Raw genomic sequence first — 22,571 nt, 5'->3', positions numbered from 1 at the left:
GCCACCAATACTTCCATTGAATTTTATTTCCTGGGATGGTATTGGTTCAAGACCTTGGCCAGATGCGACCGGTTCACATGCATATATACCTCGGTGGTAGTGATACTCTCATGACCCAACATTTGCTGAATGGCCCGTAAATCTGCTCCATTTTCCAAGAGATGTGTGGCAAAAGAATGTCTAAATGTATGTGGACTTATATTTTTTTTTAGCCCTATTTTTTCGGCCAAGCGCTTGGTAATGGTAAAAACCATGGCCCGGGTGAGCTGTTTTCCCCTTCGGTTCAAAAAAAGAAAATCTTGGTGTTCTTTCATGATGGGCAGGTGCACCCTAACCTCATATTGGTAAATGTTGATGTATTTTTTATTGACATCGCTTATGGGTACAAAGCGTTGTTTATTGCCTTTTCCTGTAACCTTTATAAAATCTTCATCAAAATAAAGATCGGAAAGCTTTAAGTTCAACAGCTCAGAAACCCGGAGTCCACAGCCATAAAGGGTTTCCAGAATGGCCCGATTGCGTTCTCCTTCGGGTTTGGACAGGTCTATGGCCAAAATAAGTGCATTGATCTCATCAACAGATAAAGTGTCCGGAAGTTTGCGGCCTATTTTTGGAGTTTCTATAAGATCCATGGGGTTATCATTTCTGTAATCCTCAAAAACCAAATAATTGAAAAAACCTTTCAGTCCAGAAATAATACGTGCTTGTGAACGTGGATTTACAGTTTTGGCAACATCATGGACAAACTGCTGCACAGTTTCCATATCTACTCTTATTGGCGATACTTTTACTTCATGGTCGTCAAAATAGCGTACCATTTTTTGAAGATCCAAGCTGTAACTGGTAATGGAATTTTTGCTGAGGCCGCGCTCAATCTTCAAATAATTTTGGTAATCCTTTATTGCTTGTTGCCAGTTCATGGGTTAAAGATAGAAACAATAAGAATGAAAATTATGAATGCTATTGGGCGATTGGTCAATTGAAACGGGCCTTTGATCAAATTAGAGGTCTATGGGTAGATGGGATTGAATATTTTCCGCCAAGGTTTTGAGTTACAAGTAGAGACGTTCAGTGGATTTAATACGTTTTTTATTACAAAAAGCACTATATCCGGCATTGAAACGTTTTTATCCTGAATAAAAAACCAAAACAATGAAAAGAATATTCTTATTGACACTAGGACTATTTGCACTGACATTTTCGGCAATGGCACAGCATGTGGACAGAAGTAGTTTTAAAGCAGGGTTTAATGCAGGTATTCCTGTTGGGGATGCTTCGGAAATATCCAAATTCAGCATTGGATTGGATTTGGCTTACCATTGGAGCGTATCGGAACTTGTTGATATTGGTTTGGCCTCAGGGTTCATTAATGCCTTTGGGGAAACCAAAACTGTTACGGTAGGCAATGTAACTGTGGAGAACGAGTTCGAGGATTTTCAGTTTGTACCCTTAACGGGGTCGCTAAGGCTTTACCCCACCTACGATTTTAAGTTGGGGGCCGATGTGGGCTATGCTGTGGGAATCAATGACGGAAATGAGGGCGGGTTTTATGTAAGACCTTCAGTAGGATACAATATTACTGGAAATACGGAGCTAAACGTATCATACATCAATATCAGCAACGATGGGAATTTCTCTATAGTAGCCTTGGGGATTTTGTTCCTCTTCTGATACCTTGGATAGCATAAAAATAAACTGGTCACAGCCTCAAATCTGATACAGTTGAACCATTAATATTAACTTAAACACAGAAAAATGAAAAAATTTGTATTTGTTGTAGCTTTAGCTATGTTGGGCACTGTTGCCGTAAAGGCACAAACCAGTTATAAGGCAGCATTGGGGCTAGGTGTTGATGCCGTTGATAGTGCAACTTTTATTGGCGCTACAGGAAAGTATTTTTTTACCAGTAACCATGTCGGTCAGGCCGATTTGGGTTTTGAGGATGGTGCCACAATGATCACAGTGCTCTATTCCTACCACAAAGGGTTTACCAGAGCTGGAGGATTGCGTTGGTACGCAGGAGCAGGGCCAAGCATTATTTTGGTGGATGACGTAGACAATGTTTTTGCATTACGCCCCCATTTAGGATTGGATTTTAAGATAAATGGAGTGCCATTTGTGGCCAATTTTGATTGGCGACCAGCCATTGTACTTAGTGATGGGGACAATGAAGTAGGCGCCTTTGGATTTGGACTACAATTTGCCTTTAATTAAATCGTTATATTAAACAATCAAACAGAGAATGGGGGTATTTCCCCATTCTTTTTGTATGTGATAAAACGTAGGATTTCAATACACATATAGCAAAAACATTTTGAATATCCTATTATTCTTAACCTCGGGGCATTGCTATATTTGTCCCCTCAACTAAAATTTATACATCGTGAGAAAATTAATCGTTTTAGCAGTATTTTTTACTAGTGTAATTGTTTCAAACACCTACGGCCAAGAAGGATTCGCGGTCAAGGCAGGTCTTAACAATGTATCCGTTAAAGTGGATACGGGAGATGACTTTTTCGGAAGTATAAGCGATAGCGAGCTTGGATTCTATCTAGGTGGTAGCTATAACTTTGTAGCATCGGAGGAATTTGATATTGAACCTTCTGTTCTTTTTAGTTTTGTAGATGATTTAACCTCATTGTACATTCCTGTGATGGCCAAGTACAAAATAAACAACTTTAACATTCAGGCAGGTCCACAGATCAATTATTTGTTGGAAGACCTTCCTGATGGTGAGTTTGGTCTCGATATCGCTTTTGGTGGTGGATACCAGATTGATGATAACTGGTTTGTGGAAGCCAGATACGGTTTCCAGATTTCCAGAGGAGGAGATTTTGGTGATGTTGTGGACATCAACACCCTTACTTTTGGAGCTGGTTACAGGTTTAACTAAGCCAAGTCCATAAAAAGAACAAAAAGCGGAAGTCTATGCTTCCGCTTTTTTTATGCCTTAAAATTATTGGTACTTTTACTGTATGAAACTAATGATTATCAATGGGCCCAATCTAAACCTGTTGGGAAAACGGGAGCCCGAAGTGTATGGCACCACCACTTTTGAAGACTATTTTGCCGAATTACAACAAAAATTTCCGCAAGTGGAACTGGAATATTTTCAGTCCAATATTGAAGGGGAGCTTATTGGCAAAATACAGGAAGTGGGTTTTGAGTATGACGGGATTATCCTGAACGCCGCAGCTTATACGCATACATCGGTAGGTATGGGAGATGCGGTAAAAGCGGTGACCACCCCAGTAATTGAGGTGCATATATCCAATACCCATCAACGGGAGGAATACAGGCATGTTTCGTTCATATCTTCAGGAGCCAAGGGGGTAATCCTAGGTTTCGGACTCCAAAGCTATGATTTGGCCATACAGAGTTTCTTAGGCTAAACCTTTTAAATACTTCTCATCAGCATAGAAGGTTCCGAATGGGAGCAAAGAAGCTATAAATAGCATCACAAAACGTTTAATGCTCCATTTCCGTTGCCAACAAAATACCACGGCCAATATCACATAAAGAATAAAAAGCGCCCCATGGGCATATCCCACTATTTTGTTGGGTTCCATGATATCTGCCCAATATTTTAAAGGCATGGTCAATCCAAATAAAGCCAAATAAGAAATCCCTTCAAGAATGGCTGTTGCCCTAAAAAGTTTAAGCATGTTCTTGATTATAGGTGGATAACTTCATCATAGGCAGCGGCAACGGCTTCCATAACAGCCTCACTCATGGTAGGGTGCGGGTGAACAGCTTTAAGGATTTCATGACCAGTGGTTTCCAATTTTCTGGCCACCACAGCTTCGGCAATCATATCGGTAACCCCTGCACCGATCATATGACATCCTAACCATTCGCCATATTTGGCATCAAAAATTACTTTCACAAACCCATCGGCATTACCAGATGCTTTTGCTTTCCCACTGGCAGAAAACGGAAATTTACCCACTTTTATATCATACCCTTGTTCCTTGGCTTGTTTCTCGGTCAAACCAACAGAAGCCACTTCGGGCATACAATAGGTACAACCGGGAATATTGCCGTAATCCAGAGGCTCAACATGCATTCCTGCAATTTTTTCAACACAAAGAATACCTTCCGCAGAGGCTACGTGTGCCAAAGCTTGTCCTGGAGTTACATCACCAATGGCATAATATCCGGGGATATTGGTCTGGTAATAATCGTTTACCAAAATTTTATCTCGGTCTACTGCAATGCCCACATCCTCAAGGCCAATATTTTCAATGTTTGTTTTGATGCCAACAGCAGAAAGGACTATATCGGCTTCCAATACTTCTTCACCTTTGGAAGTTTTCACGGTAGCCTTCACACCATCGCCAGAGGTGTCTACTTTTGTCACCTCGGCAGACGTCTTTATTTTTACCCCAGCTTTTTTGAAGCTGCGTTCCAATTGCTTGGATACATCCTCATCCTCAACAGGGACAATATTGGGAAGATACTCCACAACGGTAACCTCGGTACCCATTGAGTTATAGAAATAAGCAAATTCAATACCAATGGCGCCACTACCAACCACAATCATTTTTTTGGGTTGTTTTTCCAATGACATGGCCTCACGGTATCCAATGACTTTCTTTCCATCTTGTGGAAGGCTGGGTAATTCCCTGCTTCTTGCACCTGTAGCAATGATGATATGGTCTGCGGTATATTCCGCTGTGTCACCGTGTTCTCCCTTTACTAGAACTTTTTTGCCCGGCTGTACTTTTCCGTAACCGTTCAGGACCTCAATCTTGTTCTTCTTCATTAAAAATTGTACCCCTTTGCTCATGCCATCAGCAACGCCACGGCTCCTTTTTACAACAGCGCCAAAATCGTAATCCACTTCTTTTGCGCTCAATCCGTAATCCTCGGCATGCTTCAAATACTCAAAAACTTGGGCAGACTTTAAAAGTGCTTTGGTTGGAATACATCCCCAGTTAAGACATACACCTCCCAAACTTTCCTTTTCCACAATGGCGGTTTTTAATCCTAGCTGTGAGGCTCTGATTGCGGTAACATATCCACCGGGACCACTGCCCAGAACAATTACATCGAACTTGCTCATTAGATCTTGATTTTAGTTGTTAGATTTGAAGCCTGCCTTTGAGCGGGCAGGTGCAAAAGTACGGAATTCAATCCCCAAATCCCAAGCTTGAAAAAGCCAAAATTGGCTTTGTTTGTGAAATCAGCTATGCCTTTTTCCGAACATCTTTTGGTTAAAAGCTTCGGAGCCCCCTTTTGGAATGGAAAGTGAGACCCATTGCTCTCCTTTTATCATTCTGCCCACAAAGGCTATTTGCCCAACGTGACTGGCGTAGTGGGCCAGTTGGCGGTTTATGGCTTCTACAACGGTATGCTCTTGGTCCCGTATTTTGACCTTGGTCTCAAAGTTTTTTGAATTTATACTTTCCACGGCATTGAAAAGGCACTGCCATCCTTTATCCCATGCTGCCACCATTTCTTCTTTTGAGGCATAGGGTTCTTCAAACTCCATTTCCCGATTACGCCATGTTTTCTCACCGTCTTCGGTAAGGAAGTTGGTCCACCTGCTTAACATATTCCCTACCATATGTTTTACGATGATGGCAATGGAGTTATCCGTTTCACTGTACTTCCATAGGATATCGTCATCGGAAAGTTGGGCAAAGGTTTTATCGCCCATGGTTTTATAACGATGGAACTCGAAGAGAGCACTGGCTACAAAGTTTTTGGGAAAGTCCATTATTCTTCGGATGGGTCAAAGCCTATACTCACGGAATTGATACAGTATCGCTGCCCCGTGGTCTCTTGGGGGCCATCATTGAACACATGTCCCAAATGACCACCACAATTGGCACAGACAGTTTCGGTGCGGATCATACCATGTGAGGTATCACGGATATATTCTATGGCACCTTCAACAGCTTGGTCAAAAGAGGGCCATCCGCAACCACTTTCAAACTTGTGCTGGCTTTCAAACAGTTTTGCATTGCACGCTTTGCAGAAATAGTCTCCATTTTCAAAATGGAGATTATACTGTCCTGTAAAGGGACGCTCTGTGCCTTTTTGTCGCAGAACGTAATATTCTTCAGGAGTAAGGGATTTTTTCCATTCTTCCTCTGTTTTTTGTATGCCGTATTTCATATCCATAAAAGTGAAGTAGATTGATTAATTCTTATCAGGGATAAAATCCAAAGCAGCTCCATTGATGCAGTGTCTTTTCCCCGTGGTTTTTTTCGGCCCATCGTTAAAAACGTGTCCCAAATGCCCGCCACACACAGCGCAATGTTCCTCTGTACGGGTAACGCCATATGAATTGTCTTCTTCATAAGCCACATTTCCTTCTATTTCGCGATCGAAGCTGGGCCAGCCTGTTCCAGATCTGTATTTGTGTTCGCTCCTGAACAATGGAGTGCTACAACCTGCACAGACATAGGTTCCTTTTTGTTTATTTTCCAACAAATCGCTGGTAAAAGGATTTTCCGTAGCGGCCTTCCGTAAAACATAATATTCCACTTCGGTAAGTTCCGATTTCCATTCCGCATCGGTTTTGGTCACTTTATAAGCAACCTCTTTATTGGACTCCTTTTTCTTTTCCTGTGATGTGCCCTTGCAGCCTGCAAAGATCAGAAGGGCAATAAAAAGCAAATTTTTTCCCATTGTTCGACTCTTTTATTGAATAGACGAGGTTTAGCTGGTATCCTTTCAAAAATAACACAAAAACAAAAGCCCCTTTTTCGGAAAGAGGCTTTTAATCATGTTTGGACTGGGAATCACTGCAATTCCAATTTTTTCACTTGATCTTCCCCAATACCCAAGGAGGACATTACATTATTGATATTTGAAGTATCCATTTTAGAAGCGTTGGCGTACACACTAGGTACAAAAACAATTCTAAAAAGCTGATTGTCTGTAAAATCAGTACTCAGGGTAGAGAGGTCAAAGTTTCCATCAATGAATAGCTCCAGATCCACAAAAGTGTGTTCAAAGACATATTGTATGGTGCCTTCTGGTAAGAAATAATTTTGTGGAATTTGGCTCCAGGCGTCAGCGGTACTACCATCGTTCAGTTCTATGGTTCCAGTGTAACGGTATACCAAAACGGCATCGGCTTCAAAGACTTCAAAATCAGTGACATCTTCAAAAGTAATTAGGGTGTTAAACAGATTGGCATCACCATCGTAGCCAAAGTTTACCCCATCTACCTCTACGACCTGACCTTGAATGCCGTCCTCACCGGGAGGGCCTTGTAGACCTGGTGCACCATCAAATCCTGGAGGGCCTTCGGGACCTTCGCAGGCAACGGTGAACAAGACTAAAAAAGCGCCAATAATTGTGTTGAATTTATTCATGATTCTAGATTTTTGATTTGTTTTCATTCGGTTTCTTTTTTCATCAAAATCAAAAAGCATTCCATTTTTGGAACAATTGCAATTTTATTGGAAAGGATTAGCTGAAAATGGTAATCTTAGCCAAGAAGTATTATATTGTGAATACTAAAACAGAAATATGTCCAAGGTAGTTACCCATAGTTTGTTCACGGAGTTTGATATTGACCTTTTTAAGGCTGGAAAACATTTTCGATTGTATGAAAAATTGGGTTCCCATCTAACGGAAGTGGATGGTAAAAAGGGTACTTATTTTGCTGTTTGGGCACCTTCGGCAAAATCGGTTTCGGTAATTGGGGATTTTAATTACTGGAATGCCGAGGAGCACAAGCTCGATGTCCGTTGGGACTCTAGCGGTATTTGGGAGGGGTTCATCCCCGGTGTTGACCAAGGCACCAAATACAAGTACAAAATACAGTCGCACAACAATGACATTTGGACCGAGAAGGCGGATCCTTTTGCCCGATACTGTGAACAGCCCCCAAATACAGCCTCGCTTGTTTGGAGCGCAAAGCATGAATGGAAGGATAGAAAATGGATGGACTCCAGGGAAAAGCATAATGGGTTGGACAGGCCTTATTCCGTTTACGAGGTGCATTTGGGTTCTTGGCGTAAAAAAAATGGTTGGGAATACCTTTCTTATATGGAATTGGCCGATGAGTTGGTGGACTATGTGGACGAGATGGGTTTTACCCATGTGGAGTTTATGCCAATTATGGAATATCCGTATGATCCTTCATGGGGGTATCAGTTAACAGGGTATTTTGCCCCGACGTCCCGATTTGGAAAGCCTGAGGATTTTAAATTGTTGGTGGATAAATTCCATCAAAAGGGCATTGGGGTGATTTTGGATTGGGTGCCGTCCCATTTTCCGGAAGATGCCCATGGTCTTGGCTTTTTTGATGGTTCCCACTTGTATGAGCATCCGGATCGTAGACGTGGGTATCACCCAGATTGGAAAAGCCTAATCTTTAACTATGGAAGGAATGAAGTAAGGGCCTTTTTGATCAGCAATGCCGTTTTTTGGTTGGATCAGTATCATGTGGATGGACTACGGGTGGATGCCGTAGCTTCGATGTTATATCTGGATTATTCGCGTGAAGATGGGGAATGGGAACCCAACATCTATGGTAATAATGAAAATTTAGAGGCAATTTCCTTTTTAAGGGAAATGAACCAAGAAGTATATGGTAGCTTTAAAGGGGTTCAGACTATTGCCGAAGAGTCTACAGCCTTTTCCGGGGTAAGCAAACCTGTACATTTTGGCGGGCTTGGTTTTGGTATGAAATGGATGATGGGTTGGATGCACGATACTTTGGAGTTCTTTAAAAAAGACCCCATCCACCGATCGTATGACCTTAATGAAATAACTTTTAGCATGACCTACGCCTTCACCGAAAATTTTATGCTTCCTTTTTCGCACGATGAAGTGGTCTACGGAAAACAATCCCTTTTGTATCGTATGCCCGGGGACGAATGGCAACGTTTTGCCAATTTACGTTTGCTCTTTGGATATATGTTCACCCATCCCGGGGGAAATCTCTTGTTCATGGGAGGAGAGTTTGGGCAATCATCCGAGTGGAATTTTCAAGAAAGTTTGGATTGGCACCTTACGCAATACGATTTCCACTCTGGAATACAGAAAGTTATCAAAGATCTTAATTCGGTTTACAAAACAAGTCCGGCACTTTATGAAAAACAGTTCGATCCAGAGGGTTTTCAATGGATAGAATATAACGATAGGGAAAATACCGTGGTCAGTTACATGAGAAAGGGAAGTGACCCCAAGGACGACTTGATCGTGGTCTGCAATTTTACCCCGGTACCCCGTGAAAACTATAGGGTAGGAGTACCTAAGAACTCCCAATTGAAGGTGGTTTTTAATAGCGATGATGCCAAGTATTCGGGAAGTGGTATGGGCAAGAAAACACTAAAGCCAGGTAAGACCGCATGGAATGGTCATCCGCAATCGGTTTTAATGACCCTTCCACCCTTGTCTATTGTTGTCTACAAGTAGCGAAAAAACTACAACGATATAGTTGGTGAGTTGTTCAAAACATCATTTTATTTTGTCCGTCTAAAGTATTTCTTTTGTTAGTCTCAATAAACTAACAATGATAACCAACACCGAAATAGAGAAAAGGGGGAATCAGCACCCCAACCATATAGTCGATTTTAAACAAGAGAATCGGAAACTGCTCTTTACCACCCAAAATGGGGTTGTTTTGGAAATTTCCATCTTACGGGATAGTGTGGTCAGGTTTCGATATGCTACCGAACACGTTTTTGAACCTGATTTTTCATACGCCATCAGTGATGATGTGAACACTGGATTCAACCAACTAGACGTACAGGATGAAATCCCCGAGTATGTTATCACCACGAATAAAATCAAGATTTTCATCAATAAATCCGATCTTAAAGTACAGATTACGGATTTGGAAGACAATGTGCTCAATGAAGATGAGTTGGGATTCCACTGGGAAGAGAATTATGATTATGGGGGAAACATTGTTAAAATGAGCAAGATATGTCATTCCGGGGAAAGCTATTACGGAATGGGAGACAAGGCTTCGCATACCAATTTAAAAGGTAAGCGGTTAAACAATTGGGTAACGGATTCCTACGCTTATGGCAAGGATCAGGAGCCATTGTACAAGGCCATTCCCTTTTATGTGGGACTCAAGGAAAGTATTGCTTACGGTATCTTTTTTGACAATTCTTTCAGCACCTATTTTGATTTTGCCAATGAGAAAAGGAATGTAACCAGTTTTTGGGCCGATGGGGGAGAAATGAACTACTACTTTTTCTATGGACCCAAAATGAGCCAAGTAGTGGAAGCCTATACTGATTTGACCGGTGTTCCAGAGCTACCTCCGCTGTGGGCCTTGGGCTTTCATCAATCCAAATGGAGCTACTATCCGGAACGAAACGTAAAAAAGATAGCCTCTACCTTCAGAAAACTCAATATACCCTGTGATGCCATTTATCTGGACATTGACTATATGGAAGGGTTCAGGTGTTTCACTTGGAACAACCGTTACTTTCCCAATCCCAAAAAAATGGTGCAAGACCTGGAAAAGGATGGTTTTAAGGTAGTGACCATGATCGATCCCGGAATCAAGATTGATAGGGATTATTGGGTGTACCAACAGGCTATGGACCATGGCTTTTTCTGCAGAAGGGCAGATGGCCCCCACTTCAAGGGCAAGGTATGGCCAGGGGAGTGTAAATTCCCGGATTTCACCAATCCTGAAGTACGGGAATGGTGGGCAGGGCTATATAAGGAAATGATCGCTGAAATAGGAGTGCGCGGGGTATGGAATGATATGAATGAACCTGCTGTCATGGAAGTCCCCAGCAAAACTGCCAATTTGGACGTGCGCCATGATTATGATGGCCATCCTTGCAGTCATAGAAAGGCACACAATGTTTACGGCATGCAAATGGTAAGGGCTACCTATGAAGGCATAAAGAAGTATACTTTTCCAAGAAGACCTTTTGTGTTGACTAGGGCTGCATATTCTGGGACCCAGCGCTATTGTGCCACTTGGACCGGGGATAATGTGGCAACTTGGGAACACCTATGGATTGCCAATGTGCAAATGCAACGGATGTGCATGAGCGGATACTCTTTTGTAGGTTCAGACATTGGGGGATTTGCGGAACAGCCCAACGGTGAATTGTTTGCCCGATGGGTACAGTTGGCAATCTTCCATCCCTTTTGCAGGGTACATTCCAGTGGGGATCATGGAGACCAAGAACCATGGTCTTTTGGAGAAGAAATCACCAATATTGTCAGAAAATATATAGAGCTCAGGTACCAATTGTTGCCTTATCTGTATACCATGTTCTACAAGTATATCAATAATGGTATGCCCATGTTACAATCCTTGGTTTTTTACGATCAAGAAGATTCCCAGACCCATTTTAGAACCGATGAATTCCTGTTCGGGGAGCATATGTTGGTATGTCCGGTGCAGGAACCCAATGCACAGGGTAGACGAATGTATTTCCCAAAGGGAAATTGGTTTAGTTATTGGACTGATGAAGTGATAGCCGGAGGAGTGGAAAGATGGGTGCCGGCAGAACTCCATAAAATTCCTCTTTACGTGAAGGAAGGTGCAATGATACCCAAATATCCCGTACAGCAGTATGTGGGTGAAAAGGAAATCAAGGAGTTGAGGATTGACGTTTACTATAAGGAGGGAATAGAGAATTCCAGTGTGTACGAGGACCAACAAGACGGGTATGATTACAAGAAAGGACGTTTCAGTTTAAGAAAGTTTAGATTGAGGGGCAAGGAGAATGAATTGATCATACAGCAGTTTAAGGATGGAAACTTTACCACATCATACACTACCTTCAAATTAAATTTCCATGGACTTCCTTTTACCATTGGAACAGTAGAGGTAGATAATGAGGAAGTGGACTTTTCGGAAATAAAACTGAATGGCAACAACTCCATAGAAGTGAGCAAGGATTTCACCGAACTCCACCTAATCGGAAAATAATTTTTTTGTAATTTACATAGACTAAACACTATTAAATATTATGAAAAGACTTCTTATTACCGTTTCCATTTTTTTGGCGGTAGCAGCATGTAAGACAAATCCATTTACGGGGAAAAGCACATTGAACTTTTATCCCAATAGCCAAATATTTCCCATGGCCTTTGCCCAGTACGATCAGTTTTTGGGCGACAATAAGGTGATTACCGGAACATCTGATGCCCAAATGATCACTAGGGTAGGGCAGCGGATTGCTTCGGCTGCGGAACGTTGGTTGGATGCCAATGGCTATCCAGGATACCTTAAAGATTATAAATGGGAATACAATTTAGTACAGGATGAAACGGTTAATGCGTGGTGCATGCCTGGTGGAAAGATTGTATTCTATACCGGGATTTTGCCCATTACCCAAGGAGAGACAGGAGTAGCGGTGGTAATGGGGCACGAAGTGGCACATGCCTTGGCAGACCATGGGGCACAACGAATGAGTGCCGGTATGGTACAGCAGATTGGGGCTGTGGCAGGGAATGTGGCCATTCAAGATCCAGAAAAGCGAAATATGTTTAACCAAGCCTATGGATTGGGGTCTACCTTGGGAGTTATGCTCCCCTTTAGTAGAGGCCATGAAACCGAAGCCGATAGGATTGGATTACAGATTATGGCCATTGCTGGTTATAATCCTGATGAGGCTGCCAATCTATGGAGACGGATGAAAGAAAAATCAGGTGGACAAGCCCCCCCTGAATTTATGAGTACGCACCCTTCCAATGATACCAGAATCCAAAATTTGACCGCTTGGGCCCCTGCAGCCAAACAGGAAGCAAGAAAATTTGGAGTAACCTCATTTAAGTGAATTGATATATAACAAAAAGATGTCATTTCGATTCCGTTAAAAGACCTATTTTTATCTGCGATGGGTTTCTTTAACAATCGGGATGACATCTTCTTTTTTTAAAAACAACACATGGCACAAGCATTGGCATTGAAAGGAAGTAAAAAGTTATTGAACGCTTGGGCCTTCTACGATTGGGCCAATTCTGTATACAGTTTGGTGATTTCCTCGGCCATTTTTCCCATTTTTTATGGGGCCTTGTTCCGGGTTGCCGGGATTGAAAAAGTTATGATATTTGGGGGCGAAATTGCACGGGCTCCCTTAATCAGCTACGTAACTTCCTTGGCCTTTGTGTTTATTGCGATTGTCACCCCGCTGGTCTCCGGTATTGCGGATTATCTGGGGAACAAAAGATTGTTCCTAAAATTTTTCTGTTACCTCGGTGCCTTGTCGTGTATTGGATTGTATTGGTTTTCCTTGGAAAACATCTATTTTGGGTTGATATGCTATTTCTTTGGCTTGGTTGGATTTTGGGTGAGTTTCGCCATAAATAACTCCTACTTGCCAGATATTGCCTTCCCCGAACAACAAGATGGAATCAGTGCGAAAGGATTTTCTTTGGGATACGTGGGCAGTGTCATTTTGCTTGTGTTCAATTTGGCCATGGTGATGAAGCCAGATGTGTTTGGTATTACGGACAATGGTGGCGAAGTGGCCGAGATTAAGGCGATGAAATATTCCTTCATCTCTGTAGGGATATGGTGGATACTTTTCAGTCAGTACACATTTGCCCATCTACCTAAAGGTTACAAACGGGAAGGTGAACGAAAAAATATTGTACTCAACGGCTTCAAGGAATTAAAGAGTGTTTGGCATCAATTAGGTGAAAACGTAAGGTTGAAACGGTATCTGGGAGCTTTCTTTGTGTATAGTATGGCCGTACAGACCATTATGCTTATTGCCACCTATTTTGGTGAAGAAGAAATCAATTGGGGAACAGATAGTGAACGCACTACGGGATTGATTATCAGTATTTTGGTGATTCAGATTGTAGCCATTTTTGGAGCTACAGTCACTGCAAAGGTTTCAAAAAAGTATGGAAATATTAATACTCTTATGGTCATCAATTGCATTTGGGTGGCCTTGTGTGTGTATGCCTATTTCCTGCAAACCCCTATGGATTTTTACATAGCAGCAGGTTTTGTTGGTGTGGTAATGGGAGGAATCCAAGCCTTGTCCCGATCCACATATTCCAAGTTTTTGCCGGAGACCACCGATACCACCTCTTTTTTCAGTTTTTATGATGTGGCCGAAAAAATAGGAATCATCATAGGCACATTTTTATATGGGGCAGTGGCCCAACTTACGGGAAGCATGCGAAACAGTACCATTTTTTTGGGCTTGTTCTTTTTAATGGGGATTTATCTACTGACAAGGGTCAATAGCATCAAAAAATAAAAAACACCGTACGCCATATGCAAAAGCCCCGACATCTACATGTCGGGGCTTTTACAATTTATTGATTGATGGCTAAACTCCGTTATCCCTTTGAAATATCCCCGGAACCTGATGATTTGCTGTTAATTTTTTTGGGATTGCCTCGGTAACTGATATCCCCAGATCCCGATACCCGGGCATCAATGGACTGATTTGCGGTAACCCTCACATCGGCAGAACCGGATACAGCGATGGTAACAAAATCGGCATCAAGTTCATAGGCCTTTACGTCCCCAGAACCAGATACTTGAATATCCAAATCGGTGGTTTTTCCAGTTAGGGTGATGTCCCCAGAACCTGATAAGGCAGCATCAACACTTTTGGCCTCCACGGTCAAGGAAATATCTCCAGACCCAGAAATCCGCGTACTGAACCTATCCGTGACCAAGGTAGTTTTGCCCACAATATCTCCTGAACCTGACAGGGTGACCGAATTTATGGATTCAACGGGTACGGTGATACGAATTCCCTTTCCCCATGAGGAAGGCTTTAGATTTACCCCTTTTTCAACTTTAATGAGCAGGGTGCCATTCTTTACTTCGGTTTTAATGTGTTCCAAAAGATTGGATTCTCCTTCAAGGGTAAGTTCGCCTTCATTTCCTGATACAAGGTCCACATCGAACCAACCGGCCAAGGCCACTTCTTCATAATTACCCACGGAACGTTCAATGGTTACTACATTGCCGTCCCCATAGATTCGTTTTCCCCATTGGGCATTGGTTGCAATTACTGAACAAAAAGCCAGTGTCAGTGTGATGAGTTTTTTCATGATGGTGTTTTTTAGTTTTGTTTTTTGATTCGACTTATTAATTCTGATAGAAAGTGATGCCTCCATAGTCACTGGTAATGTTTACCATGTTACCAGAGTTTTCTTTTCCGTAATATCCCTTGAAATATTTTTCATGTGATTTTTCTATACTGATGTTCAGCTCAAAATCATCTTTGCCACTTACCCCAGCGTATTCCGTCCTGATTTCAAAATCAAAAGCATACTCGGGATGGTATCCTATTTTTATCCCTGTATAGTCCGTTCTGATGGTTACATCACCGGCATCAGGGGCCAGTTGATCTATTTTTAAGGAGCCATAGTCCCCAGTAATGGAAACATTGCCATGGATTTCCCCCAATTTCACTCCAATGTAATCCCCATTTCCAGACACGTTTTTGGCATTGTTCACTTCTATGGACCCATAATCGCTGGAATAGTCCAAATCTCCCATTTCCTCTATGACCGCATTGGTATAATCGGCCCTAATACGCAAGTTTCCGGCTTTTTGGATGGTGAAGCCTGAGTAATCAGCAACAATTTCACCACTGTTAATGTAGTCAAAGGTAGATCTAGAAGTATAGTCGAACTTAAGCTCGTTGTTTCTGCCTCTAAGTTCTCCCACATCAATTTTACCATAATCACATTTTATCTTGGCGTGTCCGTCTATGCGGTCCAAGAAGATGTTTCCATAGTCATTGCTCAAGTTTACACTGTTCTTTACAGGGAGCTTGATCGTATAGTTCACTTGGACATTCACATTTCTGCGCTTGCCCCAGTTCCATCCCCAGCTGCTACCTCGGTCCCCAAAGAGGGTGCGGGCGGATACCATGCTGGAGCTGTTTTCAAAGTCCACGTCAATCTCATCCAATCGCTCCTGTACACGATCTTCGTCATTGCCATTGGTCTTGATATTGACCTCGATGACCACCCGGTTTTCATTCCATGAGGTAATGTTGAGGTTGCCATAGCTGTTGTTCACTTTAAAGAGCGCATCGGAGTTTACGTTGAACTCTTTCTTAATGGTCTTCTCCTTGGTGTACTTGCCTTCCATCTCCCCCGTACCTGCACATAGTGCAAGAGGAAGTAAGGCCAAGGCCAAAAGGGTAACTTTATATCGTAATGTTTTCATCATTGAATGAATTTAAATTTTTAATATTTTCTATTTGGTTCAGTACCTCTTTTAATAAATCTATACGGGTCTGGAAGTTGGTGATCATGGCATTCAAAATAATTTTACTGTCGCCGCCATTGACCAAATCCTCTTCCAGGGATTCATAGTCGTTTTTTAGTTTTTGCAACTGAAATAAGGTGTCATCCACCAATTGGGCCGTTTCGGGCGATTTTTCACTCTCCAACTGTTGTACCTGTTGTTCAATGAGGTTGGCAAAGTAAAACTCGGTCTGGGAAACCTCTGGAGCGATCTTGACCACTTGCTCTTTCAAGCTGGGCTTTGGTCCAAATGCCTGAAAGGACAGTACGCCGATCAGCGCAATGGATGCTGCAATGGATAAAGGCTTCCACCAGTTCATTTTCTTTTTGTTCAGGGAAATTGTGCCCTTGTCTTGGTTCAATTTCTCCAAAAACCGCCCCTGATGCCCACTTTGGGGTTCTTCAAGGTCAAATTGTCCGTGTAGCCTCTCAAACAGTTGGTCTATAGTATCCTTTTTCATGGCAAAACGTTTTGGTTCAATTTTTTACGTAAGCTTTCCTTGGCCCTTGATATGGTGGTCCTGCAATTAGCGTAGCTTATATTCATAATCTCACTGATTTCTTCATAATCGTAACCTTCAATTAAATGTAAGGTCAAAGAAACTCTGTAATTGTCTTTCAAACTTTTCATGGTTTCCATTACTTTTTGAGCCTTCAGTTCTGTATAACCATTGTGGTCCGGAGCAACTTCATCATTATCTTCGACCTTGTACATTATGTCATCCAAGTCCACAGCCCTTGTTTTTTGCTGCTTTTTGTACTGATAAATGCTGTTATTGATCACGATCCGCTTTAACCATGCGCCAAAAGTGACCTCCCCTTTAAATGTGTGCAGTTTCGTGAACGCGCTCAAGAACGATTCCTGCATTACATCTTCCGCTTCGGCCGAGTCTTTTACAATCCGGTAGGCCGTGTTGAACATGGCCCTGTAATACCGATTGTAAACCTCCATTTGTGCACTTTGTTTGCCTTTTAGGCACAGCTCTAGCAGTGCGTCAATATGTTCATTTTGGTGGCTCAAAAAATGAATGGTTTGTCTTATAGAGGTATGAATTTATCAATTGTTACACTTTTTTTGGAATTTTTAAATTTTAATGGCACAGGAATTGCCTTTTAACAATTGTAAAAAAATCGTTTTTCCTTTTTAGTTGTTGATTTTTAGGAGTTTAAATGGGAGAAACGATGCGAAAAAAGTGAATTGTTTTTGTCGTTTATGACAAAATGACCGAAAATAGGATATGGGAGAGATAAAAATTTCAAATTTTGACAATATAGACTTTCAAGGCTTGGATGAGGATGCCGAATTGATTCCGTTGCTTACCCCTGAGGATGAGGAACAGATGAATCGAGAAAGTTTGCCGGAAACATTGCCCGTGCTTCCCCTGAGAAATACGGTGTTGTTCCCCGGGGTGGTTATTCCAATAACAGCGGGTAGGGATAAATCCATTAACCTGATCCGTGATGCCAATAATGGCTCAAAGACCATTGGGGTGGTTTCCCAAAAAGATGAGGAGACCGAAAATCCTGGTGTGGACGATATTAATACCTTGGGAACTGTTGCACGTATTTTACGGGTACTCCAAATGCCCGACGGGAATACCACGGTGATCATTCAAGGAAAAAAACGTTTTCAAATAGAGCAGGTAATTTCCGAAAAACCCTATTTGACCGCCAAAGTGAAAGAGGCTACTGAGGTGCGACCTGATGAGAAAAGTGAGGAATTTGGGGCTATTATTGATTCCATCAAGGAATTGGCCTTTAAGATTATCAAGGACAACCCCAATATTCCCAGCGAGGCCACTTTTGCGATCAAGAATATCCAGAGCAATTCGTTCTTGATCAATTTTGTTTCGTCCAACCTTAATTTAACAGTTGCCGAAAAACAGCAACTTCTGGAAATCCCGAATTTGCAGGATAGGGCCTTGGCCACGCTACGGTATATGAACATGGAGCTTCAAAAACTGGAATTGAAGAACGATATCCAGTCCAAGGTTCGTAGCGATATGGACCAACAACAACGCGAATATTTCCTTCATCAACAAATGAAGACCATTCAAGAAGAGTTGGGTGGCATGTCCTATGAAGAAGAAGTGGAGGAAATGCGGATTAAGGCCAAAAAGAAAAAATGGAGCAAAAAGGTCAAGGAGCATTTCGAGAAGGAATTGGCCAAAATGCAACGCATGAACCCTCAGGTAGCCGAATATTCCATCCAGCGCAATTATCTGGATTTGATATTGGATCTGCCTTGGAACGAATTCTCCAAGGATAAATTTGATTTAAAACGGGCCCAGCAGATTTTGGACCGTGACCATTACGGTCTTGAGGATGTAAAACGTAGGATCATTGAGTATTTGGCGGTTTTGAAGCTTCGAAACGATATGAAATCGCCCATCCTTTGTCTATATGGCCCTCCCGGAGTGGGGAAGACCTCTTTGGGTAAATCTGTGGCCGAGGCTTTGGGCAGGGAATATGTGCGTATGTCCTTGGGTGGACTTCGGGACGAAGCGGAGATTCGTGGTCACCGAAAAACCTATATCGGGGCCATGCCGGGTCGTATCATCCAAAGCTTGAAGAAAGCCGGAACATCGAATCCCGTTTTTATTCTGGATGAGATAGATAAGCTTTCCAACAGTCATCAAGGGGACCCGTCCTCTGCCATGTTGGAGGTATTGGACCCAGAGCAGAATGCCGAGTTCCACGATAATTTCTTGGAGATGGGGTATGACCTATCCAAAGTGATGTTCATCGCCACGGCCAACAATCTGGCCACCATTCAGCCTGCATTGCGCGACCGGATGGAGATTATCAACGTGACAGGTTATACCATTGAGGAAAAGGTGGAAATCGCCAAAAGGCATTTGCTGCCCAAACAATTGAAGGAACACGGACTGTCCATCAAAGATTTGAAAATCGGTAAACCCCAGTTGGAGAAAATTGTGGAAGGCTATACCCGTGAATCCGGGGTGCGTGGATTGGAAAAGCAACTGGCTAAAATGGTACGGTATGCCGCAAAGTCCATCGCCATAGAGGAAGAATACAACATTAAGGTCACCAATGAGGATGTAGAAAAGATATTGGGACCTGCACGATTGGAACGGGATAAATATGAGAACAACGATGTGGCCGGGGTGGTCACTGGATTGGCATGGACCAGTGTTGGGGGCGATATCCTTTTTATAGAATCCATTTTGTCCAAAGGAAAAGGTGCCTTGAACATTACGGGAAACCTTGGTAAAGTTATGAAGGAATCGGCCACCATTGCCATGGAATACATAAAATCCAATGCCGAGGCCTTTGGTATAGACCCCAATGTATTTGAGAAGTATAATGTGCACATCCACGTTCCCGAAGGGGCCACACCCAAGGATGGACCTAGTGCTGGGATTACCATGTTGACGTCCTTGGTGTCGCTGTTCACCCAACGTAAGGTGAAGAAAAGCTTGGCCATGACCGGCGAGATTACCCTAAGGGGCAAAGTGTTGCCCGTTGGCGGAATCAAAGAGAAGATCTTGGCGGCAAAGCGTGCCCGGATCAAGGAAATTATTCTTTGTGCCGATAACCGTAAGGATATTGAAGAAATCAAGGAAGAATATCTAAAGGGACTGACATTCCATTATGTAACCGATATGAGCGAGGTGATCGACATTGCCATCACCAAGCAAAAGGTGAAAAATGCGAAAACCCTGTAATGGAATGACGGATGTCATGATTCAGTAAAACCTTTTCTGGCTATTTTTAGGGCATGAAAAAAATCACCATAGCCATTGATGGCTATTCTTCCACCGGGAAAAGTACCCTAGCCAAGCGTTTGGCCAAAGCCTTGAATTACATTTATGTGGATACTGGCGCTATGTACCGGGCCGTGACCTTGTTTGCCCTTGACCATGGATTTGTTGGGGAAGAGGACAATATCCCGGAATTGATTGCGCATTTGCCCGAAATGGAGTTGAAGTTTGTGCCCAACCCCGATTCTGGAAAATCCGACATGTACTTGAACGGCCAAAATGTGGAAGAGGAGATACGGTCCATGAGGGTGTCCGGACAGGTGAGCAAAGTGGCCGCCATTGGCGAGGTACGTACCAAGTTGGTGGAAATGCAACAGCAGATGGGCAAGGACAAAGGCATTGTTATGGATGGCCGTGACATTGGTACCGTGGTGTTCCCAGATGCCGAGCTAAAATTGTTTATGACCGCCTCCCCAGAAATCAGGGCTACCCGGCGATACAAGGAATTGTTGGACAAGGAGGAACAGGTGACTTTTGAAGAAGTATTGAAAAACGTACAGGAACGGGACCGGATAGACTCTACCCGGAGCATATCCCCATTACAAAAGGCCAAGGATGCCATTGAGTTTGACAATAGCGATATGGGCTTGGAAGAACAGTTTGAACGTATTTACGATTTTTCCCAACGGGTGATTGCGAAGCAGGGTTGAGGTTAGTAGAGAACCGTTTTGGAGTTGCACTTATTGGAAAGCACAACCGTCAGCTACGGGTTTTAAGTTACTTTTTTTAGGTCCTTAGGTCCAGTACAGATGCTCGCAATTTCGAGTGGATTCAGAAGCAGTCAAATCAGTCGTAATTGCGGGTATACATTGTTACGAGCTGGCTTTTATTTATTTTCCATTTTTAATTTTTCGACTTGTTTTTTTAATGTATTTCCCCAAAAGTCAAACTTTTCGTAAAATCTTAAACAGTCCTCAATTGATTCAAGTCGATTTAATTTGGGTAGGATCTCTTTTTCAAAATCCGTCAACAATTCATTCGTAAAGTCATTCAAATCAGTTTTGTCAGTCATCAAATATCCAAGCCACCCACCTTGCCGATATTTGTGTTTTATTCTTGATTCTGATAAATATGAGTTTTCTCTCAATTGAGTAGCAAGGTCAAAATAAGTCGGTTTTTTCTTTTTTGCGTCATTCATCTTTTCGGTTAATCCAACTCCTATATTGAAACAAAAACTCAACTCATCTTTACTATTCCATTGTGAGTTTTGAAGATTTATTAAAATGAAAAAATCGTCATTAAGTTTCCACCAGTTGTTTCCTGAAGTTCGAAATCCGTTTTCTTTCAGTTTTGGTTTTAAATAGCCTTTTATGAATTCAGTCTGTTTTTCTTTTGCGTTCATTTTTTAGCTTGTAGGTAACGTTTTAAGATATGGTCCGTTTAAAAATGAATTATATCGACCGATACCGAAACAAGTTCGCCACAGGTAAGTGAAGTTGGTTTTTTTTCATTGAAGATGCTACTGGAAATGGATATGTCGCCTTTGGCTATGTCTCTATAAACCTTTATTTGTTTCCTTGCTTGGCAATACTTTCTAAATAGCCGGATAAGTCCTTAATAGAGCTTAAAATCTCTTCTTCCCCCATTTCCTCAGAAATGGACAATAAGGTTAGAATGGCTTGGCGTTTCTTATTCCTGAGAAAGTTTTCACTCAATTCCTTTAAATCGTCCAACTCATCAAGGTTTTTGACTTCTTTTATTCTTTTTATGAGTGTTAGAAAATCGTTGTCCATAATGTGGTCGTTATTATTTGTTTTAAGCTAAAAGGATAGCAATATTCAAAGAAACATCTGTTGTTGGGGTTTTATCTCAACAGATTCGTGAAGTTCGCATTTTTTTGGATGATAACCTAGATGGAATTGATGGATGTGCTTTTTGGGTTGGCAGAATACGATTTTCAGTTGACATAGAAACTCCATAAAACAAAAAACGCCCAAAAGGGCGTCTTTTTTTTGTTAGTTGTATGTTCTCGACTGCGCTCGAACTGACAATCATTACAAATTTGGGATTACCAACACCTGATCGGGGTGGATCACATCCGGATTTTTTAAAATATTGGTATTTGCATCAAAAATTTTGGTGTACTTCATGGGATCGCCATAATAGTGCTTGGCGATCTTGCTCAAGGATTCCCCGCTCTTTACCGTATGTCTGTGGTATACGGAATCATCCTCCACAGTGATATTGGCCTTGATATCGGAAGGTTTTTCCCCACCAATCTCCTTTATTTTGTCCCAAAGGATGTTTTTTTCATACTGTGTTGAGGCTATTCCCTTTATTTTAAGGATACCGCTTTCCTCAGAAACATCACCGTCCTTGATGCCCAATTTAAGACCAAGGTCCAAAACCGGTTGGTACTTTGCTTTTACACTCATAATGGTATTTTTTTAGTTAACAATTAGAGCTTTCAAGATAACCATTATGCCAACATTTTACCATTAAATTTTTGTAATACTTTTTTGGGACAAACCTTTGGCCCGGATACTTTGTAAATCAAAAGATTAATTGTAATTTTGCACTCCTTTTTGGCGAATATCAGGAGATAAAAGGAATTAGGAAAAAACAAGTATAAATCACTTTCACGGAATCGCCCCGCTCCTG

At 42.0% G+C, this 22,571-nt stretch carries 24 protein-coding genes; 10 read left to right on the top strand and 14 right to left on the bottom strand.

What is annotated here, in order from left to right; translation table 11 throughout:
* Nucleotides 1-23: 23 nt before the first annotated feature.
* A complete protein-coding gene (xerD, locus tag EZV76_RS12040; RefSeq protein WP_136566812.1) occupies nt 24-920 on the bottom strand; it encodes a site-specific tyrosine recombinase XerD in 897 nt (298 codons plus the stop codon).
* A gap of 232 nt (nt 921-1,152) precedes the next feature.
* Here xerD and EZV76_RS12035 point away from each other — a divergent pair, with 232 nt between their 5' ends.
* The 4 genes from EZV76_RS12035 (at nt 1,153) to aroQ (ending at nt 3,392) form a co-directional block, all read left to right on the top strand.
* On the top strand, nt 1,153-1,671 hold the full coding sequence (locus EZV76_RS12035; RefSeq protein WP_136566811.1) for a hypothetical protein: 519 nt from the start codon (nt 1,153-1,155) through the stop codon (nt 1,669-1,671).
* A gap of 84 nt (nt 1,672-1,755) precedes the next feature.
* Nucleotides 1,756-2,214: a hypothetical protein gene (locus tag EZV76_RS12030; RefSeq protein ID WP_136566810.1), complete on the top strand. Its 459-nt coding sequence runs from the start codon at nt 1,756-1,758 to the stop codon at nt 2,212-2,214.
* Nucleotides 2,215-2,383: 169 nt separating this feature from the next.
* A complete protein-coding gene (locus EZV76_RS12025) occupies nt 2,384-2,893 on the top strand; it encodes an outer membrane beta-barrel protein (RefSeq protein WP_136566809.1) in 510 nt (169 codons plus the stop codon).
* A gap of 82 nt (nt 2,894-2,975) precedes the next feature.
* A complete protein-coding gene (gene aroQ / locus EZV76_RS12020) occupies nt 2,976-3,392 on the top strand; it encodes a type II 3-dehydroquinate dehydratase (RefSeq protein ID WP_136566808.1) in 417 nt (138 codons plus the stop codon).
* Here the strand turns inward: aroQ and EZV76_RS12015 are convergent.
* From EZV76_RS12015 to EZV76_RS11990, 6 genes are all read right to left on the bottom strand, one after another.
* On the bottom strand, nt 3,384-3,665 hold the full coding sequence (locus tag EZV76_RS12015; RefSeq protein WP_136566807.1) for a DUF3817 domain-containing protein: 282 nt from the start codon (nt 3,663-3,665) through the stop codon (nt 3,384-3,386). The genes aroQ and EZV76_RS12015 overlap by 9 nt on opposite strands.
* A gap of 8 nt (nt 3,666-3,673) precedes the next feature.
* The gene (lpdA, locus tag EZV76_RS12010) at nt 3,674-5,065 is read right to left on the bottom strand and encodes a dihydrolipoyl dehydrogenase (RefSeq protein ID WP_136566806.1); all 1,392 of its coding nucleotides are present in this window, start codon (nt 5,063-5,065) and stop codon (nt 3,674-3,676) included.
* A gap of 120 nt (nt 5,066-5,185) precedes the next feature.
* The gene (locus EZV76_RS12005) at nt 5,186-5,722 is read right to left on the bottom strand and encodes a DUF1572 family protein (RefSeq protein WP_136566805.1); all 537 of its coding nucleotides are present in this window, start codon (nt 5,720-5,722) and stop codon (nt 5,186-5,188) included.
* On the bottom strand, nt 5,722-6,129 hold the full coding sequence (gene msrB, locus EZV76_RS12000) for a peptide-methionine (R)-S-oxide reductase MsrB (protein WP_136566804.1): 408 nt from the start codon (nt 6,127-6,129) through the stop codon (nt 5,722-5,724). Before msrB (EZV76_RS12000) ends, EZV76_RS12005 begins: the two co-directional genes overlap by 1 nt.
* A gap of 18 nt (nt 6,130-6,147) precedes the next feature.
* Complete coding sequence (msrB, locus tag EZV76_RS11995; protein WP_136566803.1) at nt 6,148-6,639, bottom strand: peptide-methionine (R)-S-oxide reductase MsrB; 492 nt, start codon at nt 6,637-6,639, stop codon at nt 6,148-6,150.
* Nucleotides 6,640-6,752: 113 nt separating this feature from the next.
* Nucleotides 6,753-7,331 (bottom strand): collagen-like triple helix repeat-containing protein, encoded by a 579-nt coding sequence (locus EZV76_RS11990; protein ID WP_136566802.1) that lies wholly within the window; start codon nt 7,329-7,331, stop codon nt 6,753-6,755.
* 157 nt (nt 7,332-7,488) lie between these two features.
* Here EZV76_RS11990 and glgB point away from each other — a divergent pair, with 157 nt between their 5' ends.
* The 4 genes from glgB to EZV76_RS11970 all read left to right on the top strand — a co-directional run bounded on the left by glgB (nt 7,489) and on the right by EZV76_RS11970 (nt 14,168).
* A complete protein-coding gene (glgB, locus tag EZV76_RS11985) occupies nt 7,489-9,384 on the top strand; it encodes a 1,4-alpha-glucan branching protein GlgB (protein ID WP_136566801.1) in 1,896 nt (631 codons plus the stop codon).
* A 97-nt stretch (nt 9,385-9,481) separates the two neighbouring features.
* Nucleotides 9,482-11,881 (top strand): glycoside hydrolase family 31 protein, encoded by a 2,400-nt coding sequence (locus EZV76_RS11980; RefSeq protein WP_136566800.1) that lies wholly within the window; start codon nt 9,482-9,484, stop codon nt 11,879-11,881.
* A gap of 40 nt (nt 11,882-11,921) precedes the next feature.
* Nucleotides 11,922-12,731 carry a M48 family metallopeptidase gene (locus EZV76_RS11975; protein WP_136566799.1) on the top strand — a complete coding sequence of 270 codons (810 nt, stop codon included), beginning with the start codon at nt 11,922-11,924 and terminating at the stop codon, nt 12,729-12,731.
* A 111-nt stretch (nt 12,732-12,842) separates the two neighbouring features.
* Entirely contained in the window at nt 12,843-14,168 is a 1,326-nt protein-coding gene (locus EZV76_RS11970) for an MFS transporter (protein ID WP_136566798.1), read from the top strand.
* Between the two features lie 82 nt (nt 14,169-14,250).
* On the opposite strand, the gene EZV76_RS11965 is transcribed toward EZV76_RS11970, so the two are convergent.
* The 4 genes from EZV76_RS11965 to EZV76_RS11950 are packed head-to-tail and all read right to left on the bottom strand — an operon-like array spanning nt 14,251 to nt 17,206.
* Nucleotides 14,251-14,976, bottom strand: coding sequence for a head GIN domain-containing protein (locus EZV76_RS11965; RefSeq protein ID WP_136566797.1), 726 nt, complete (start codon nt 14,974-14,976; stop codon nt 14,251-14,253).
* A 37-nt stretch (nt 14,977-15,013) separates the two neighbouring features.
* The gene (locus EZV76_RS11960) at nt 15,014-16,105 is read right to left on the bottom strand and encodes a DUF4097 family beta strand repeat-containing protein (RefSeq protein WP_136566861.1); all 1,092 of its coding nucleotides are present in this window, start codon (nt 16,103-16,105) and stop codon (nt 15,014-15,016) included.
* On the bottom strand, nt 16,086-16,646 hold the full coding sequence (locus tag EZV76_RS11955) for a hypothetical protein (protein WP_136566796.1): 561 nt from the start codon (nt 16,644-16,646) through the stop codon (nt 16,086-16,088). Before EZV76_RS11955 ends, EZV76_RS11960 begins: the two co-directional genes overlap by 20 nt.
* Nucleotides 16,643-17,206 (bottom strand): RNA polymerase sigma factor, encoded by a 564-nt coding sequence (locus EZV76_RS11950; protein WP_136566795.1) that lies wholly within the window; start codon nt 17,204-17,206, stop codon nt 16,643-16,645. Before EZV76_RS11950 ends, EZV76_RS11955 begins: the two co-directional genes overlap by 4 nt.
* Nucleotides 17,207-17,423: 217 nt before the next feature.
* Between EZV76_RS11950 and lon the strand changes: the two genes are divergently transcribed.
* Both lon and cmk read left to right on the top strand, forming a co-directional pair.
* Nucleotides 17,424-19,874 carry an endopeptidase La gene (gene lon / locus EZV76_RS11945; RefSeq protein WP_136566794.1) on the top strand — a complete coding sequence of 817 codons (2,451 nt, stop codon included), beginning with the start codon at nt 17,424-17,426 and terminating at the stop codon, nt 19,872-19,874.
* 53 nt (nt 19,875-19,927) lie between these two features.
* The gene (gene cmk / locus EZV76_RS11940) at nt 19,928-20,620 is read left to right on the top strand and encodes a (d)CMP kinase (RefSeq protein ID WP_136566793.1); all 693 of its coding nucleotides are present in this window, start codon (nt 19,928-19,930) and stop codon (nt 20,618-20,620) included.
* A 176-nt stretch (nt 20,621-20,796) separates the two neighbouring features.
* On the opposite strand, the gene EZV76_RS11935 is transcribed toward cmk, so the two are convergent.
* From EZV76_RS11935 to EZV76_RS11925, 3 genes are all read right to left on the bottom strand, one after another.
* A complete protein-coding gene (locus EZV76_RS11935; protein WP_136566792.1) occupies nt 20,797-21,312 on the bottom strand; it encodes a DUF4304 domain-containing protein in 516 nt (171 codons plus the stop codon).
* A gap of 163 nt (nt 21,313-21,475) precedes the next feature.
* Nucleotides 21,476-21,703, bottom strand: a complete 228-nt coding sequence (locus EZV76_RS11930) for a hypothetical protein (protein WP_136566791.1) — start codon at nt 21,701-21,703, stop codon at nt 21,476-21,478.
* A 261-nt stretch (nt 21,704-21,964) separates the two neighbouring features.
* Nucleotides 21,965-22,345: a LysM peptidoglycan-binding domain-containing protein gene (locus EZV76_RS11925; RefSeq protein ID WP_136566790.1), complete on the bottom strand. Its 381-nt coding sequence runs from the start codon at nt 22,343-22,345 to the stop codon at nt 21,965-21,967.
* Nucleotides 22,346-22,571: the final 226 nt, after the last annotated feature.

It is taken from the genome of Flagellimonas alvinocaridis (genome assembly GCF_004916895.1).
Classification (GTDB): domain Bacteria; phylum Bacteroidota; class Bacteroidia; order Flavobacteriales; family Flavobacteriaceae; genus Flagellimonas; species Flagellimonas alvinocaridis.
This window is presented reverse-complemented; position numbering and strand designations above follow the sequence as displayed.